Raw genomic sequence first — 15,861 nt, 5'->3', positions numbered from 1 at the left:
GCAAGTTAACTGACTTTCGGCAAACTAGGCGAAGATGCCGATGCTTCCCCCGCACCCGTGAGGTGGCGTGCGGGGGAAGCGGGACCGGGCTGGAGCGGCCGGTCAGGACGCGAAAGTGCCCATCACCGGCTGCCATTCGACGACACGAACATCGTCGATCAACTGTTCCCGTGCGAACGGATCCTGGGCGAGCAGCGCGTTGAGCGCTTGCGCGTCCTCGGCCTGGAACAGGATCAGCGCACCGGACCCGTCCGGGTACGGCCCACTGCTGAGCAGCGTGCCGTCCGCGAGCAGACCGCTCAGCCAGCCGCGGTGCTCGGGCCGGTGGGTGTCCCGGCCCGGAACCGTGGCGTCGGAATACGTGTAGTGGACGGCGAAGATCGGCACGGGTGGATCGCTTCCTGTACGTCGGGATGTCAGAGAGTGAGCAGCATCCGAGTATTGCCGAGGGTGTTCGGCTTCACGTAGCTCAGGTCGAGGAACTCGGCGACACCGGTGTCGTAGGACCGGCACATCTCCGCGTACACCTCGGCGGTCACCGGCGTGCCCTCGATCTCGACGAACCCGTGCCTTGCGAAGAACTCCACCTCGAAGGTCAGCACGAATACCCGCCGCAACTCCAGCTCGCGGGCCACCGCGATCAGCCGTTCCACCACGATCCGGCCGACCCCGCTGCCCTTGACATCCGGATGCACCGCGACCGTGCGCACCTCGCCGAGATCGGCCCACAGCACATGCAGCGCACCGCAGCCGACCACCCGGCCGTCCAGCTCGGCCACCCAGAACTCCTGCACGGCTTCGTACAGCGTGACCAGGTTCTTCTCCAGCAGAATCCGACCGGCGTAGACATCGACGAGGCGTTTGATCTCGGGCACATCGGAGGTTCGCGCGCGTCGGACAACCAGTGCGGAGTGCTGCGCGCCGAGAGGCACGCCCGGATGTGCGTCGCTGGTCGAACCACCTAGTGGTCCCCGAGAGTTCATGGGGTGCAGAGTAGTCGGGTGGGTTACCGATAGGCTGAACGTGTGCCACACATCCAGTCGTCCCGCTCGCCGCATCGCGCCGGGCCGCGGGTCCGGCATGACGAGCGCCGCACCGGCGCCGGTATTCGTCATGCCGCACACGTGCTGGGGTGTCGATGAGGGCGCGCGGCGAGGTTGCGGCGTGAGCGCGCAACCGGAGGAGATCGACCGCAGCTGGGCGGCGACCACGCCGATCCGGTCCGGCTTCGTCCCGCCGCACGCCGAACCTGCGGTGCCGCTGATGAACATCGCGAACATCCTGACCATGCTGCGGATCGCGCTGGTGCCGTTGTTCGTGGTCGCATTGTTCGTCGGCGACGGACACGAGACCGTCTGGCGGATCGTCGCGGCCGCGCTGTTCGGCATCGCCGCGATCACCGATCGCTTCGATGGGCAACTGGCGCGCAAATACGGTCTGGTCACCGACTTCGGCAAGCTCGCCGACCCCATCGCGGACAAGGCACTGATCGGTTCCGCAGTGATCGGATTGTCCGTGCTCGGCGACCTGGCCTGGTGGATCACCCTGGTCATCTGCGGTCGCGAGATCGGCGTGACCCTGCTCCGCCTGGCCGTAGTGCGCCGCGGCGTGATCCCCGCCGGACGCGGCGGCAAGTTGAAAACGTTGATGCAGTCGATCGCGATCGCGGTCCTGCTGTTGCCGCTGGCGGGGTGGTTCGCCGGCGCGGGCATGGTGCTGATGTATGTGGCCGTCGCACTGACCGTGATCACCGGACTCGACTATGTCGGCCAGGCGGCACGGGTGTGGTTCGCGGGCGGGCCGGGCCGAACGCGCGGCGCATGAAAACGGCGACCTCGGTGCTGACCGATCCGTTGACCGCGGACGTCCCCGCCGCCGATCTGGTCCGGACGCTGAAGGCCGCGGGTCAGACCGTCGCGACCGCCGAATCACTCACCGCCGGACTGTTGTCAGCGACCATCGCGGGTGTACCGGGAGCGAGTGCGGTGCTTCGCGGCGGACTCGTGGTGTACGCCACAGATCTCAAACACAGCCTCGGCGGCGTCAGCGACGAAGTACTTGCGACGGAAGGTCCGGTGGCCGCCAGCACCGCCGAACAGCTGGCGGTCGGCGCTCGCACCCGTTGCGGGGCAGACTGGGGTGTGGCGCTCACCGGCGTCGCCGGACCCGACTCACAGGACGGACATCCGGTCGGCACCGTCTTCCTCGGCCTGGCCGGTCCGCGGCACACCGAGGTGATGCGGTTGAAACTCCTCGGCGACCGGTGGACGATCAGGATCAGTGCGACGCACACCGCCGTGCGGGAACTGCTGCGGTGTGTGCGCCGGCCGGACGAGCACGGCGGGCCAGGTGAGTGATTTGCGCCGGGCGGGAACCAACCGGGCCTCGTCCGACGTTGTGCCAGAAAGAACGGCGTGCGTGGCACTCGTGAGTGTCATGCAGGTCCCCTGACAGGGAGCGAAGGAGAACGAGATGACGCTGCTGCGAGAGGCCATCGGGGACAGTCTGCGGCGTGCTCGTCTCGCCCAGAGCCGGACCCTGCGCGAGGTCTCCACCTCGGCGCGCGTGAGCCTGGGCTATCTCTCCGAGGTCGAGCGGGGCCGCAAAGAAGCCTCCAGCGAATTACTGGCCGCCATCTGCGCGGCCCTCGACGTGCCGCTGTCCCGAGTGCTCTGGGACGTGAGCACGATCATGGCAGGCGCCGACGGCCTGCCGACCCGCACACCGGCGGACGCCGCGGCCGCGCCGCTGCCCGTCGAAGCGGAGCAGACCACGGCGGCCGAAGCCGTGCCTGCCGGGCAGGCCACGGAGGCGCCCGCCGCGGAGCCCGCGCTCGCCCCCGCGAGCGCCAGCCTGTCGGTGGCCGGAGCAGGCGCCCGCCCGCTGCCGCTGGCCATGGACACCCGAATCGTCATTCCGGCACCGAAGGCCGACATGTTGGTCCTGGTGAAGGGCATGTGACAGACAGCAACAGGTGGCAGCCGCGGCAACACTGCGGTCCGGCGCCGAAAGCGGATAGATTCTCATCGGGCGTCGGTTGGGCCGGGTACACCCGGCCCACCTGCCGCATGGTGGAGGATAGGCATATATCGAGTGCGTGACGGTCGCGCACTGGAGTCGCGCTGACGGCGCGGCACGTCAGATGGAGGCGGGATCAATCGATGGCTAATCCGTTCGTCAAGGCCTGGAAATACCTGATGGCCCTCTTCGATTCGAAGATCGAGGAGCACGCGGATCCGAAGGTCCAGATTCAGCAGGCTATCGAGGAAGCTCAACGCCAGCATCAGGCCCTCTCGCAGCAGGCCGCGTCGGTCATCGGCAACCAGCGTCAGCTGGAGATGAAGCTGAACCGGCAGCTCGACGAGGTCGAGAAGCTCAATGCCAACGCGCGCCAAGCGGTCACGCTCGCCGACCAGGCCAGCGCCGCGGGCGACACCGAAAAGGCGATCCAGTACACCAATGCCGCCGAGGCCTTCGCCGCGCAGCTGGTCACCGCCGAGCAGTCCGTCGAAGACCTGAAGGTGCTGCACGACCAGTCGCTGCAAGCGGCCACCCAGGCCAAGAAGGCGGTCGAGCAGAACGCGATGCTGCTGCAGCAGAAGGTCGCCGAGCGCACCAAGCTGCTCAGTCAGCTGGAGCAGGCCAAGATGCAGGAGCAGGTCTCCGCGTCGCTGCAGCAGATGGACTCGACCCTGTCGGCGCCGGGCACCACCCCGAGTCTGGACGCGGTGCGCGAGAAGATCGAGCGCCGCTACGCCAACGCCCTCGGTTCCGCCGAGCTCGCACAGAACACCGTGCAGGGCCGCATGCTGGAGGTCCAGCAGGCCAGCATCCAGATGGCCGGGCACAGCAAGCTGGAGCAGATCCGCGCGTCCATGCGCGGCGATCAGCTGCCCGCCGGCGGCGCGGCCCAGCCTGCCGTCAATCCCGCACCGGCCCAGGCCAATCCGGCGCAGCCGCAGATGAACAAGGGCCAGACCGCACAGCAGTAACGGTCGGACGCTCGGCGAGGACTTTGTCGGTGGTGACTGGTTCACTGGACAACGCACGGGTACCCGGCGGGCCGGCCGTCGGCCACGCCGGGACCGTGCTGTTCCGATCCGCGCTAGCAGTGGGAGAGATGGCATGACTCGGGATCAGTCCGGCAAGGCGGTGCCGGGCCGCAAGCGCGATGCCGCGATCGTGCGGGCGCAGGCCGCGCTCGCGCCGCAACCGGGAAGCCTGCCCGACAATCTGCGTGAGGTCGGGGAGACCGCACTGGTCGCCGTCCGCCGCTGGGCCGACCCGCGTGAGCGGGAACTACGCCGCCGTCGCCGGGCACGCCGCCGCAGCTTCCAGCTCGGTACCGCGTCCGGTCTCACCGTGGGAGCCGTTGGGCTCGCGATCGTTTCGGCGCCCGTCTGGGTCGCCGTCGTGCTCGGCGGCGGGGCGGTCGCACTGGTCACCGGTACCGCGTTGAGCGCCCGCCGCTATCTGAAACTGCGCAACTCGCCGCTGCCGCAGGCCACCTTCATTCCCCGCAAGCAACCACCGCTGTGGTCACGCGCGCGCGGACCCATCGCCCGGCTGGTCCGCGCCGAACGGGCGCTGCACGGGCTCGGCGCGCAGATCGCCCGCGGCAACCGGCTGCCCGAGGACGAGCTCGCCGACATGCTCGAAACGGCGGGCTCCGGCTCGGCCGCCCTGCACGCCCTCGCCGCCGACGTGACCGCCATGGAACAGGCACTCGGCGCCATGGGCCGCTCGAATTCCCCCGCGGCCGTGGGCCTCACCGAGAACTTGCAGTTCGCACTCGGCCGCCTCGACACCGGCGTCGTCGAATACGAGCAGGTCGTCGCGGCCGCCGGACGGATCCTCGCAGTCCCCGAAAGCGCCGTGCTGCGACACAATTTCGACGCCATCGTCGCCGATCTTCGGCACGCGGCCGACCGCTTGGACGGTTGGGCGCAGGCACTCACCGAAGTCGCCGACCGATCGGTGAGTGCGGCACCGCCGCCACCACTCTGAGCGGATCAGCGCGGCTGATCGCGCCGGCGCAACTCTTCCGCCCTGGCCCGCAGGGCGGCGCTCACCAGCTCGCGACCCTCGGCCATCAGGTCGAGCACCTCCCAGGACGCCTTACGGGCCGCGCCGCCGACGATGCCCGCGATCGCCCCGCCGTGCCGACGAGCCGCCGCCGCTAATTCTTGGGCAAGTTCGTTTTCCATCAGGCACCGGCCGTCACGTGGGATTCAGTGAATAAGTGTGTGCTGAACCAGGTGTGTACATAGGCCAACCATCCTTCCCAAATGCCGCTATTCGGAACACTGCGCGCGAAGATCAGAGTACAACTGTACACTGACCCAGGTCCTGGCCGGGAGAGCGCAAAATCGATGCCTCCGCGAAGCGTAATCCGGTGCCGGTTCGGCTGGTACCCGACAGGTCGCGCACAACGATATCGGCCGGTGTATCCAGCGCTTGCGCGCCGACGCCGACGACACAGCGCGGACCGGCCGCTACCCCGGCCGCCACCCCGGTGACGCTGTCCTCGAAGACTACGCAGTGCTCGATAGGCGAACCGAGCTTGTGCGCGGCCAACAGGTATCCATCGGGGGCCGGTTTGCCCACCGACACATCCGCGGCGGTGATCGTGACCGGTGGCAGGGGAATCCCGGCCGCGCTCAGCCTCGCTTGCAACAGGGCGGGCGAGGCCGAGGTGACGATGGCCCAGTCCGCTGTCATCCGCTCGAGCAGTTGATGCACGCCGGGGAGCGCCGCGGTGTCGACCGCCTCGGAGATCTCGATGTCCTCGATCCGGGCCAGCCCGGCCGCCCGCGCGTCGGCGGGCAGGAACAGGCGCACGGTATCCGCCGAGCGGCGACCGTGGATGCCGCGCAACACCTCGGCGGGGTCAAGGCCGTACTCGTGCGCCCAGCGCCGCCAGGAGCGCTCGCCGCTGTCGACGGAATCCACAAGTACACCATCGCAGTCGAAAAGTACTGCGGTGCACGGCACTTCACTGTGCATGGGGTTTCTCCTCCACTTTCGTCGACTTCGGTTCCGGTACTGCGCGCTGCACGGCAGCTGGGGCCGTGCGGCGCAGGCGCGCGAACGCATACGCGATCAGCGCGGCCAGCCCGGCGACCCCGGCGAGCGCGGGCCCGGCCAGCGGGATCAGCCGTTGCGCGGTGGCCGCGGCGGCGTAACCGGCCCCGGCCTCCGCCGAAGCCCACACTACGGCGGCACCGGCGCTGTACGGCGCGATGTGTCGGTAAGGCAGCCCGGTCGCACCCGCTAGATGCGGTGTGAGCGTCCGGATCACCGGAACGAATCGACCGAGCGCGATCGCTTGGCTGCCGCGCCGAACCATGACGTGTTCGGTCCGCCGCCAGGCCGCCTCTGGTATGCGCCGCCCGAGCCGGTGGGTGCGCAACCGGGCGCCGAGCAGTCGGCCGGTCCGATGCCCCAGCGCATCACCGGCGACGACGGAGAGCGCGGCGACGCAGATCACGGCGATCAAATGGAGTTGTCCGGTGTTGGCGAGCGCGCCCGCGGTCAGCAGGAGCGTGAGGGTGGGAATGAAAGCGCCTACCAACAGCACTGATTCGGTAAGGACGGCAATCGCCACGATGCCGTATGCCGCGGTGGCGGGAACCCGGTACAGCAGCTCGGCGAGCGCATTCATCCTGTGCGCCCAGCAGTTTCGCTGCCGCCGCCGCGGGTCGCCGATTCGCTTGCGCGGGTGGATGTCCCGACGCACAGTGCACCGCCGGGTGCCCGCAGCTGCCAGACATCGGCGGGCGGCAGATTGCCCCACACTGTCACCCGGCCGTGGCCGTATCGGCGACGGTAGCGGTCCAGTACTTCGTCGACGCCGCGATGCCGGGCCGCTTCGGCGCGCGAGGTCAGCAGCGATCTGGCCAGGCGAGTGCCACGGTAGGCGAAGTAGGTCAGCGTCCCACCGGGGTGCAGGAGCTCGAAGTACCGGCTCATGATCGTCTCGACCTCGTCGGGCGTGAAGTTGGTGAACGGCAGCCCGGAGACGATCACGTCGTAGCGATGCCCGGTGTCGAGTTGTTCCACGAAGGTCTGGTGGATGTGTACCCGCCGCCCGGTGCCCGCCAGCTCCGCACATCCGTGCACCAGCCTGCGGAGATGGTGGGCGAAGCGGGGATTCGGCTCCACGACGTCCAGCCTGCTGCCCGGCCCGATCAGCGGCAGCAGCGCGCGCGTCGCCGGTCCGGTGCCCGCGCCCGCCTCCAGGACCGACAGCGGCCGGTCGGCCTGCGTCCGCACCGGCTCGGCGAGGGCGGCGGCCAGACGGCGGCTACTCGGTGCGACCGCTCCCGTGGTGCGCAGATCATGGACAGCCTCGCGGAGGAACATCCAGCCCGCTGCGTCGTGGTGCTCCGGCCGGTGCGAAATATTGTGGCTCTGCATGCTTTTCGACGCTATGGAGTTGCGGACGCCCGGAAATCCGCCGTTGTGCGACGCGGAACCCCGACGAAAGTAGGGGGTGACGACGGCTGATCGTCGGAGGTGACGGCCCGGCGGCGGGCTCTACCGTGGGGGAGTGGACACAGAAACGCCGACCCGCTGGCCCTGGTGGGCCGAGGTCATGCTGACCGGACTGGTCACCATGCTGACGGTGCAGGACGCCGCCGTGTCCGTCGACGGCAAGTGGCTCGAGCCGCCGGTGCTCGTCGCGTTGCTGGCGGGATTGTCGGTCGCGGTCCGCTACCGGTGGCCGCTGGCGACCATGGTGGTCGCCGTGTTCGCCGCCGGTGTGTGCGGACTCATCCTGCCGTTGCTTGTCATCGCCTTCCATCTCGCCGCTCAGGGGTGGCTGCGAGCCGCGGTAGGCGCGGTCGTGGGCGCCTTGCTGGTGAATGTGCTCGTGCGACCCACGCTCGACCTGTGGCAGCCGCGTGCCTTCGGTCCGGCTCTCCTGCTCGCGCTCGCCGTGGCGCTCGGGCTGTGGGTGCGTAGCCGTAGGCGGCTCATCGATGCGCTCGCCCGTCAGGTCGAGCACCTGCGCATCGAGCGGGAACTACGCGAGGAGGCCGCCAGGCTGGCCGAGCGTTCGGCGATCGCCGCGGAAATGCACGACGTGCTCGCGCACCGGCTCAGCCTGCTCGCCCTGCACAGCGGCGTGCTGGCCACCCGCACGGACACCCTGCCCGCACCGGTGGTCGAGCGCCTCGGTCTGCTGCGCAGCACCGCCACCGCGGCTCTCGACGAGCTCCGCGACGTCCTCGGTGCACTCCATACATCAAGTGCCGCACCGGAACTCGCGCCAGCGCTGCGGGATCTGGACGACGTCGTCGAGCAGGCGCGCGCGGCCGGTCAGCACGTCGAACTGACCGTCGAAGGCGATCCGGACCAGGCCTCGATCGCCCACCGCCTCGCGGTGTATCGCATCGTGCGTGAAGCGCTGACGAATGCCCGCAAGCACGCGGGCGACGCCGCGGTCGTCATCCGGGTCGCGTATACCGAGCCGGCGACCACCGTCGAGGTCACGAATACCGCAGGGGCACCGGCACATTCGGTCGTCCCCTCCGGCTTCGGACTGATCGGCCTGCGCGAACGCGTCGAATCCCTCGGCGGGCAACTCGACGCGGGCCCGGCCGGCGCGGGCAGCTGGCGCATCGCCGCTCGCCTGCCCCGCCCCGCACAGAACGGAACCGCCCGGTGATCCGAGCCATGATTGTCGACGACGACGCCCTCGTCCGCCTCGGCCTGGCCGATCTCCTCGGCGCCGACCCCGGCATCGAGGTGGTCGCCCAAGCCGCCGAGGGTTTGCAGGCGATCGAACAAGCCACGGCACACCGCGTCGATGTCGCCCTGATGGACGTGCGGATGCCCCGGATGGACGGCATTACCGCCATCACCCGCTTGCGCGCCCTCCCGCACCCGCCGAAGATCATCACGCTCACCACCTTCGACCTCGACGAATACGTCTACAACGCCCTCGCCGCGGGCGCCGACGGTTTCCTGCTCAAGGACACCGACCCCGCCGAGATCCTGCGCGCCGTGCACCTGGTCGCCGCGGGCTCGGCCATGCTGCATCCGTCGGCGGCGCGCAGGCTCATCGACCGCTACCACCACACCGCCCCGCCCCGGACCGGCGCGGCTCGGCAACGCATCGATCGACTGACCCCGCGCGAGCGCGATGTCCTCGCCTTACTGGCCGAAGGCGCCACCAACGCCGACATCGCGGCAGCGCTCGGCATGCGGGAGAGCACAGTGAAGGCACATGTCAGTCGCATCCTGACCGCCCTCGATGTCACCAACCGCGTGCAGGCCGCGCTACTCGCCCGGGATGCAGGCTAGGCCGGTTGACGGCCGATTTCACCGGCGAAGTGTTTGGTGTGGTTTTCGCCGGGTAGTTGCTTTCTTGTAGCTGATCGGCCCGATTCCATACAGGGGTCGGGAACATTCACTACAAGGGCAGGAGCAGTCAGATGCTTGATATTGCCTACCGAAAATCCGCGATCGACCAGGACACGCAACGGCTGGATATCAGTAGATATCTGGCCAGGGGCAACGTCGAAGATCCGGTCCGACGCTCGCGGCAAACGCAGCGCATCGCCGACGATCTCGATCAGCCCGATCAAAAGGCAAGTGCCTGAATCACTTTCATCACCGAATGCAACGCGGAGGAATCACAATCATGACCGGAATGCTGGAAGAACTCATCGGAAGCGCTGTGTACGACCCGGAAGGCGACAAGATCGGCAAGGTCAAGCGGATCTACGTCGACAACACCTCCGGCGCACCGACCTGGGTGGCGGTGTCCACCGGCTTGTTCAGCGGTGACTCGCTGGTCCCGCTGGCGGGCGCGGAGCTGCGCCACGATCCGGAAGCACTGCAGGTCCGCGTCGAAAAGGAGGAGGTGAAGACCGCGCCGCATCTCGAGCACGACGGTCTGATCAGCCCCGAATCCGAGCGCGAACTGTTCGACCACTATCACATCGACCCGAACCGGGCCGGCATGGAGATCGGCGGCAGGCAGCAGATGCGTGGCGGCCGCAGGCCCGATGACGCTGGCATCGTGCGCTCCGAGGAGCGACTCGCGGTCGGCAAGCGGAACGAGGAGGTCGGCACCGCGCGCTTGCACAAGTACGTGGTGACCGAGGAACAGTCCGTCAACGTGCCGACCACGCACGAGGAGGTCCGGATCGAGCGCGAGCCGATCACCGATCCGTCCCAGGTGGGCCGCGCCGACATCGGCGAGCAGGAACGCGAGGTCACCCTGCACGAGGAGCGGGTGACGGTGAACAAGGAAGCGGTGCCCGTCGAGCGGGTCCGCCTCGCCGTCGACGAGGTCGAGGACACGGAGACCGTGTCCGACACCGTCCGCAAGGAGCGGATCGAGGCCGAGGGTGTGGAGAAGAACGACCCCCGCAACCCCCGCAACCCGCGACGGTAGTGACCGTCCGCCTCGCGATGGATAGCGCCGGGTGAAGGTCAGGGTGAACCCTGATCTTCACCCGGATATCGTTGTTGACCTGGTGCTTTATCCGCACCCAGCTGCCAGAGTGGAACATGTCGGATCGTGGGAGAGCGGTTCGCGGAGACCCTCGGAGGCTGGCAATGTTGTGGAAGATCATCGGTATCGTCGCGGTCGTCTGGATCGCGCTGGCCATCATCGGTGCGCTGATCAAGGGGCTGTTCCCGATCCTGGTGATCAGCGCCATCGTGTTCGGCCTGTACCTGCTGTACAAGGCGGTGGCGGGCTCGGACAACAAGGCGCCCCTCAGCAAGTTGTAGTTTCCGCCTGCGGAGCGACTTCTGCGCGCCGGGTAGCGCCGCGAAGTCGTACTGCGAGCGGCGGTCGGGCGGATCCGGGTGTGGCCGGGACGCCACCAGGTAGCGCGAGCGAAGTCGCGAAACCGTCCGACCAGGGGCCGTGCGCTCCCCGAGCAGGGGTAGCGCACGGCCCTTCTTCATGTCAACCGCCACAACTGATTTCGTTTGCCTGCGGGCGTCCCGCCGGGCCTGATCGGTGCCGGACCGCCTGCCGCCGAGGCAACTGTCGCTGCACTTTAGTCTGGCCTGACTACGCGAAGTGGCGGGACAGAGAGGCGAAGTAAATGAAGCAGATGCCGGAAGATTGGCAGCGCGGGATAGTGATCGTCGCGCATCCCGACGACATCGAATACGGGGCGGCCGCGGCGGTGGCCCGCTGGACGGGGCAGGGCAAGGACATTCGCTACGTCCTCGTCACCAGCGGCGAGGCAGGGATCGCCGGACTCCCGCCCGCGGAATCGGGGCCGCTGCGCGAAGCCGAGGAGATCGCCTCAGCCAAAGCCGTTGGTGTGCATCAGGTGGAGTTCCTCGGCTACCCCGACGGCCGGGTCGAGGAGACCCTGCAGTTGCGTCGCGACTTGGCCGCCGCGATCCGCCGTCACCGGCCAGAACTGGTGGTGCTCTTCAACTTCGGCGACACCTGGGCTCCCGGTTATGCCAACAGTGCCGACCACCGTGCCGTCGGACGCGCCGCCTTGGACGCCATCTCCGACGCGGGTAACGAGTGGATCTTCCCCGACCTCGCCGAGGAGCCGTGGTCCGCGCGCTGGGGAGCGATTGCCGGGCCGAAGGCAACCCACGCCGTCGACGTCACGGCGAACATCGACCAGGCCACGGCGTCGCTGTCCGAGCACCGCCGGTATCTGGAGGTGCTCAGTTCGGATCCCGTGGAAGATCAGGTGCGCTTCATCGTGGACCGGGCGACCGGCCCCATCGAGGGCTTCCCGGCCGAACGGGCAGTGGGCTTCGAGCTCTATTACTTCGGCGGCTGAGGCTGGTGAGCGCGGTGGCGGCTGCTCGCGGCGACGCGTCTGAGGACAGGGCGCCAGGAGTCGAGCGGAGCTACGGCGAGGCCGACGACCTTGCCCGCGTCGTCGGCGCGGCGCAGGGCCAGGGCGGCGTCGAAATCCGGGTCGGCCCGGAATTCGACGCTCTCCTCGTCCGTCATCGGACCGCCCTGGGCGATCAGCGTGCGTCGGCTGGCGGCGGACAGCCGCTCGGTGTGCGCTGAATCCGTCGCCGCCAGATAGCGTTTCGCGACGACATGCAGCTCCACCAGGCGGGCGACTCGAGCACCGAGCAGCTCGCGGATCGCGTCGGCGCCGTGTCTGCCGTGCCCCGCGTCGTCGCCGGGGACGAGCTGGTGACCGATGTCGTGCACGAGTCCGGCGACCTGCAACTCCTCGTCATCGGGGTGCCGTTGCCGCAGCAATTCCGCGCACTGCCGATCGTGGTCGAGGATGTCGACCGGATCGCCGCTGCGGTCCGGCATGTCCCAGACGTCCTCGCCGTTCGCCAGCAGCACCATCAATTCGTCCACCGTGGACACCCGCACGATCGCTCCACTCGCCGATAGCTATTGGTCTAGACCATAGTGTCGGTCGCGGCGGAGGTCACGTGAAGTTCTGCTGTCCAGCAGGTGAAGACGCGCGACCTGGATGCCGCCGGGTGATCGTGCGGACCGCTGCTTCGGCTCCGCCTATGCGCGACATGACGACGGACTCCGTTCGGCACCACCTGTTCCGAGGTGTGGCAGGCTGGGCGAATGCGAGTAGCCGTAGTCGCGGGACCCGATCCGGGGCATGCCTTTCCCGCCATCGCGTTGTGCTTGCGTTTCCTGGCCGCCGGCGATGAGCCGGTGCTGTTCACCGGTCCGCGCTGGTTCGACGCCGCACGCGACGCCGGAATCGGCGTGCGCCGACTGAAGGGGCTGGCCCCACGTGCCGCCGACGACGACACCGACGCGGGCCAGCGCATCCACGAGCGCGCCGCGCACATCTCCACCGAGATCCTGCCCGATCTCGGCGCGATGCTGCCCGAACTGGTCGTCTCCGACGTGCTGACCGCGGGCGGCGGCATGGCCGCGGAACGGCTCGGCGTCCCCTGGGTGGAGCTGTCCCCGCATCCGCTGTACCTGCCGTCGAAAGCCTTGCCGCCCATCGGCAGTGGCCTCGCTCCCGGGGAGGGGTTGCGCGGCCGCGTGCGCGACGGCGTGCTGCGCACCATGACCGCCCGGGATATCCGGCACGGGCTGCGTCAGCGGGAACAGGCCCGGGAGAGTGTCGGCCTGCCCGCTACCGATCCCGGCCCGGCCGCCCGGCTGATCGCCACCCTGCCCGCCCTCGAGGTGCCGCGCCCGGACTGGCCCGACAACGCCCACGTCATCGGGCCGCTGTTCTGGGAACCCACCGACGCGATCCTGTCGCCGCCACCAGGTGACGACCCCTTGGTAATGGTCGCCCCCTCCACCGCGCACACCGGCGTGACCGGCATGGTCGACACGGTCCTGGAAGCCCTCACGGATGCCGGTGTCCGCGTGGCGATCTCGATGCTCGATACGCCACCGGCTGAGCTACCGTCGTGGGCCACCGCGGGTTTGGGTCGCCAAGACGAACTCCTCACCCACGCCTCGGTAGTCGTGGGCGGCGGCGGCCACGGCCTGCTCGCGAAGTCCCTGTCCGCCGCCGTCCCCGTCGTCACCATCCCTGGTGGCGGCGACCAATGGGAGCTCGCGAATCGCGCTGTCCGTCAAGGGAGTTCCCTGCTGGTCCGCCCCCTGACTCCCGCTGCCGTCCTGGCTGCCGTCCTGGAGATCCTGTCCACACCCCGCTTCGCCGCAGCCGCCGAACGAGCGGCGGCCAGCGCCAGGGATGTCGCCGACCCGATCCAGCTCTGCCACCACGTGCTGGACACGGTGCGAGCGGGGTAGCGGCGGCGGGCGTTACTCCGCGCGGCCGCGGTCGACCAACGATGGGGCAGGTGGGGCTCGCGGGACCGCGCGGGTATCTTGGGCACGGTGCGATTGACTGAGTTTCAGGAGCTGTTGCATACCGAATTCGGGACGGCCAGGGGTGACGCTTTGCTGACCGATCACGTGATCCCCTCGCTGGGGCGGACGGGCGCTGACGCCATCGAAGCCGGGGTGGACCCGCGCGACGTGTGGCGGGCCCTCTGCTCGGAGTTCGATGTGCCGCGGGGGCGCTGGTGAGCACGCCGGGTGGGACGGTCGACCAGGACGGGCCGCTATATCGGTTCGATGAGCGGCAGCGGATGATTCCGGTCGATCCGGAGCGGCTGACCGCGCGGCTGGCCGCCACCGAGCCGGTCGACTTCGCGGGCTTCCGGCAAACCGGGATCGAATTGATGCTGCTCGGGCGCTACGACGAGGCGCTCGATCGACTGGATCGGGCGCTGGAACTGGTGGACACCGAGCAGCGCCGGATCAGCGTGTGGATCAATCTCGGCGACGTCTACCGCTATCGGGGTGACGCGGGCACCGCCGAGACGCTGTACCGGCGGGCCGTCGAGCACGCCCGGCTGGCCGCGCCGGACGTGCTGTCGTCCGCCGTCCAGCACCTCGGCCGGGCGCTGGCCGAACAGGATCAGCTGACCGAAGCGCACGCACTGCTGCGTGAAGCGCTCGAATTGCGCACGGCCGAGGGCGATCCCGAACTGATCGAATCCACCAGGGTCGCGCTGGAAACGCTGCCCGCGCTGCCGATTCCGTTGCCGCCGAAGGTCGCCGCGTTGCTCGGTGGCACGCCGACCTGGTCGGACGAGCACGAGGGGATGAGCGGTGGTGTCGCGTTCGTCAACGAAACCTATTGGGTCAAGCGGGGATCGAAGGCCGTCGCCGAACACGAGCGGCTGAACTGGTTGCGCGGCCGCGGAATCCAGCTGCCCGAGGTGGTCGAGTTCGACGGTGACGTGCTGGTACTCGCCGACGCGGGCGTTACCAGTCTGGCCGCGCGGGACGACGCGGGTTCGGGTGCCACGTCGGTGGGCACGATCATGGGGGAACTGCTGCGGCGGCTGCATAGCATCCCGGTCGCCGAGTGCCCCTTCGACGGACGCCTGGACGTCGTGCTGGCACAGGCGCGCCGACAGGTGATCGAGGGCTTGGTCGATCGCGACGACTTCGACGACGAGAACCAGGGCTGCACGCCCGAAGACGTCCTGGCCCGGCTCCTGGCCGAGCGCCCGGACCACGAGGAACTCGTGGTGGCGCACGGCGACTTCACCCCGCCCAACGTGCTGGAGGGCGCGATCCTGCTCGACGTCGGCGCGCTCGGGGTTGCGGACCGGTACCGCGACTTGGCCCTTGCCGTGCGCGATCTGCGTGACGACTTCGGCGACACCGAAGTGGCTGCCTTCTTCACCGCGTATGGCCTCGATGAACCGGACCATCGCCGCTTGGCGTACTACCGTCTGCTCGACGAATTGTTCTGAGGCTCAAGCCTTCTTGGCGTAATGCCGGGCGGCTTTGGTGCGGTTGCCGCAGGTCGCCATCGAATGCCAGCGACGGGTGCCGTTCTTCGAGGTGTCGTAGAAGAACAGCACGCAGTCGGGGTGGGCGCACTGGCGGATGCGGTCCGGCGCGTCGGCGAGCAGGTGCAGCAGATTGTCGGCGGCCAGCCAGGCGGGTAGCCAGGCGGGGTCGGGGACGTCGATGACATTCGCGGGGCCGGTGTCGGTGAGGGTGCGCCGGATCCGGCCGCGGTCGAGTACCTCGTTCAGCGCGGTGTACGCGGCGCTCTGCACCACGTCGTAGATGGCGGTGCGGGCCGTCAGGACCGCGTCGAGGGTCGACTGGTCGGCGGTCGCGCGATCGGCCAGCCCCGCCGAAGCCAGCCAGGTGCCCAGACCCGCCACGTCGGCGAGCAGGTCCTGCGGGTGTCCGTTCTCGTTCCACCGCGTGTCCAACAGGTCGAGGGCAAGCGGTTCGCCGAGGTGGGGGCGTGGATCGCGCATAACTGAGGGTATCGACCTCCTGCTGGCCGCCGAGCCGACCGCTGTCTATCTAACCGGTTATTTTGAGTTTACAGGTTGACGGGCGTTTGCGCTTATGAC

Annotated in this window: 22 protein-coding genes; 14 read left to right on the top strand and 8 right to left on the bottom strand. The window is 68.8% G+C overall.

Annotated elements, in window-relative coordinates; all coding sequences use genetic code 11:
• Positions 1-102: 102 nt before the first annotated feature.
• Together KV110_RS29175 and KV110_RS29170 are read right to left on the bottom strand one after the other, a co-directional pair.
• On the bottom strand, positions 103-387 hold the full coding sequence (locus KV110_RS29175; RefSeq protein ID WP_218470422.1) for a YciI family protein: 285 nt from the start codon (positions 385-387) through the stop codon (positions 103-105).
• 29 nt (positions 388-416) lie between these two features.
• Positions 417-983, bottom strand: a complete 567-nt coding sequence (locus KV110_RS29170) for an amino-acid N-acetyltransferase (protein WP_218470421.1) — start codon at positions 981-983, stop codon at positions 417-419.
• 181 nt (positions 984-1,164) lie between these two features.
• Between KV110_RS29170 and pgsA the strand changes: the two genes are divergently transcribed.
• From pgsA to pspM, 5 genes are all read left to right on the top strand, one after another.
• A complete protein-coding gene (gene pgsA, locus KV110_RS29165; RefSeq protein WP_218470420.1) occupies positions 1,165-1,824 on the top strand; it encodes a CDP-diacylglycerol--glycerol-3-phosphate 3-phosphatidyltransferase in 660 nt (219 codons plus the stop codon).
• Between the two features lie 17 nt (positions 1,825-1,841).
• Positions 1,842-2,357, top strand: coding sequence for a CinA family protein (locus KV110_RS29160; RefSeq protein WP_393538288.1), 516 nt, complete (start codon positions 1,842-1,844; stop codon positions 2,355-2,357).
• A gap of 115 nt (positions 2,358-2,472) precedes the next feature.
• Positions 2,473-2,961, top strand: coding sequence for a helix-turn-helix domain-containing protein (locus KV110_RS29155; protein WP_218470418.1), 489 nt, complete (start codon positions 2,473-2,475; stop codon positions 2,959-2,961).
• 200 nt (positions 2,962-3,161) lie between these two features.
• Complete coding sequence (gene pspA, locus KV110_RS29150) at positions 3,162-3,992, top strand: phage shock protein PspA (RefSeq protein WP_218470417.1); 831 nt, start codon at positions 3,162-3,164, stop codon at positions 3,990-3,992.
• A gap of 133 nt (positions 3,993-4,125) precedes the next feature.
• On the top strand, positions 4,126-5,007 hold the full coding sequence (gene pspM / locus KV110_RS29145) for a phage shock envelope stress response protein PspM (RefSeq protein WP_246634055.1): 882 nt from the start codon (positions 4,126-4,128) through the stop codon (positions 5,005-5,007).
• Positions 5,008-5,012: 5 nt separating this feature from the next.
• Here pspM and KV110_RS29140 read toward each other — a convergent pair whose 3' ends face one another.
• The 4 genes from KV110_RS29140 to KV110_RS29125 form a co-directional block, all read right to left on the bottom strand.
• Positions 5,013-5,207 (bottom strand): hypothetical protein, encoded by a 195-nt coding sequence (locus tag KV110_RS29140; RefSeq protein WP_218470416.1) that lies wholly within the window; start codon positions 5,205-5,207, stop codon positions 5,013-5,015.
• Positions 5,208-5,319: 112 nt separating this feature from the next.
• Positions 5,320-6,006: an HAD-IA family hydrolase gene (locus KV110_RS29135; protein WP_218470415.1), complete on the bottom strand. Its 687-nt coding sequence runs from the start codon at positions 6,004-6,006 to the stop codon at positions 5,320-5,322.
• The gene (locus KV110_RS29130) at positions 5,996-6,664 is read right to left on the bottom strand and encodes a DedA family protein (protein ID WP_218470414.1); all 669 of its coding nucleotides are present in this window, start codon (positions 6,662-6,664) and stop codon (positions 5,996-5,998) included. Before KV110_RS29130 ends, KV110_RS29135 begins: the two co-directional genes overlap by 11 nt.
• Positions 6,661-7,419, bottom strand: coding sequence for a class I SAM-dependent methyltransferase (locus KV110_RS29125; protein ID WP_218470413.1), 759 nt, complete (start codon positions 7,417-7,419; stop codon positions 6,661-6,663). The genes KV110_RS29130 and KV110_RS29125 overlap by 4 nt, the downstream gene beginning before the upstream one ends.
• Before the next feature lie 133 nt (positions 7,420-7,552).
• Between KV110_RS29125 and KV110_RS29120 the strand changes: the two genes are divergently transcribed.
• The 6 genes from KV110_RS29120 to KV110_RS29095 all read left to right on the top strand — a co-directional run bounded on the left by KV110_RS29120 (position 7,553) and on the right by KV110_RS29095 (position 11,783).
• The gene (locus KV110_RS29120) at positions 7,553-8,674 is read left to right on the top strand and encodes a sensor histidine kinase (RefSeq protein ID WP_218470412.1); all 1,122 of its coding nucleotides are present in this window, start codon (positions 7,553-7,555) and stop codon (positions 8,672-8,674) included.
• Entirely contained in the window at positions 8,671-9,312 is a 642-nt protein-coding gene (locus KV110_RS29115) for a response regulator (protein ID WP_478357646.1), read from the top strand. Before KV110_RS29120 ends, KV110_RS29115 begins: the two co-directional genes overlap by 4 nt.
• A 131-nt stretch (positions 9,313-9,443) precedes the next feature.
• Positions 9,444-9,611 (top strand): hypothetical protein, encoded by a 168-nt coding sequence (locus KV110_RS29110; RefSeq protein ID WP_218470411.1) that lies wholly within the window; start codon positions 9,444-9,446, stop codon positions 9,609-9,611.
• Between the two features lie 41 nt (positions 9,612-9,652).
• Positions 9,653-10,411 carry a PRC and DUF2382 domain-containing protein gene (locus tag KV110_RS29105; protein WP_218470410.1) on the top strand — a complete coding sequence of 253 codons (759 nt, stop codon included), beginning with the start codon at positions 9,653-9,655 and terminating at the stop codon, positions 10,409-10,411.
• Between the two features lie 164 nt (positions 10,412-10,575).
• Positions 10,576-10,752 carry a hypothetical protein gene (locus KV110_RS29100; RefSeq protein ID WP_218470409.1) on the top strand — a complete coding sequence of 59 codons (177 nt, stop codon included), beginning with the start codon at positions 10,576-10,578 and terminating at the stop codon, positions 10,750-10,752.
• A gap of 323 nt (positions 10,753-11,075) precedes the next feature.
• Positions 11,076-11,783: a PIG-L deacetylase family protein gene (locus tag KV110_RS29095; protein WP_218470408.1), complete on the top strand. Its 708-nt coding sequence runs from the start codon at positions 11,076-11,078 to the stop codon at positions 11,781-11,783.
• On the opposite strand, the gene KV110_RS29090 is transcribed toward KV110_RS29095, so the two are convergent.
• Positions 11,768-12,346, bottom strand: coding sequence for an HD domain-containing protein (locus KV110_RS29090; RefSeq protein ID WP_246634054.1), 579 nt, complete (start codon positions 12,344-12,346; stop codon positions 11,768-11,770). The two genes, KV110_RS29095 and KV110_RS29090, sit on opposite strands and share 16 nt — an antisense overlap.
• A gap of 210 nt (positions 12,347-12,556) precedes the next feature.
• Here KV110_RS29090 and KV110_RS29085 point away from each other — a divergent pair, with 210 nt between their 5' ends.
• From KV110_RS29085 to KV110_RS29075, 3 genes are all read left to right on the top strand, one after another.
• On the top strand, positions 12,557-13,720 hold the full coding sequence (locus KV110_RS29085) for a glycosyltransferase (RefSeq protein WP_218470407.1): 1,164 nt from the start codon (positions 12,557-12,559) through the stop codon (positions 13,718-13,720).
• Positions 13,721-13,807: 87 nt separating this feature from the next.
• The gene (locus tag KV110_RS29080; protein ID WP_218470406.1) at positions 13,808-13,999 is read left to right on the top strand and encodes a DUF3046 domain-containing protein; all 192 of its coding nucleotides are present in this window, start codon (positions 13,808-13,810) and stop codon (positions 13,997-13,999) included.
• Positions 13,996-15,240, top strand: coding sequence for an APH(3') family aminoglycoside O-phosphotransferase (locus KV110_RS29075; RefSeq protein WP_246634053.1), 1,245 nt, complete (start codon positions 13,996-13,998; stop codon positions 15,238-15,240). The genes KV110_RS29080 and KV110_RS29075 overlap by 4 nt, the downstream gene beginning before the upstream one ends.
• Positions 15,241-15,243: 3 nt before the next feature.
• Here KV110_RS29075 and KV110_RS29070 read toward each other — a convergent pair whose 3' ends face one another.
• Positions 15,244-15,762, bottom strand: coding sequence for a CGNR zinc finger domain-containing protein (locus KV110_RS29070; protein WP_218470405.1), 519 nt, complete (start codon positions 15,760-15,762; stop codon positions 15,244-15,246).
• Between the last annotated feature and the right edge of the window lie 99 nt (positions 15,763-15,861).

It is taken from the genome of Nocardia iowensis, assembly GCF_019222765.1.
In the GTDB taxonomy this organism is placed as follows: domain Bacteria; phylum Actinomycetota; class Actinomycetes; order Mycobacteriales; family Mycobacteriaceae; genus Nocardia; species Nocardia iowensis.
This window is presented reverse-complemented; position numbering and strand designations above follow the sequence as displayed.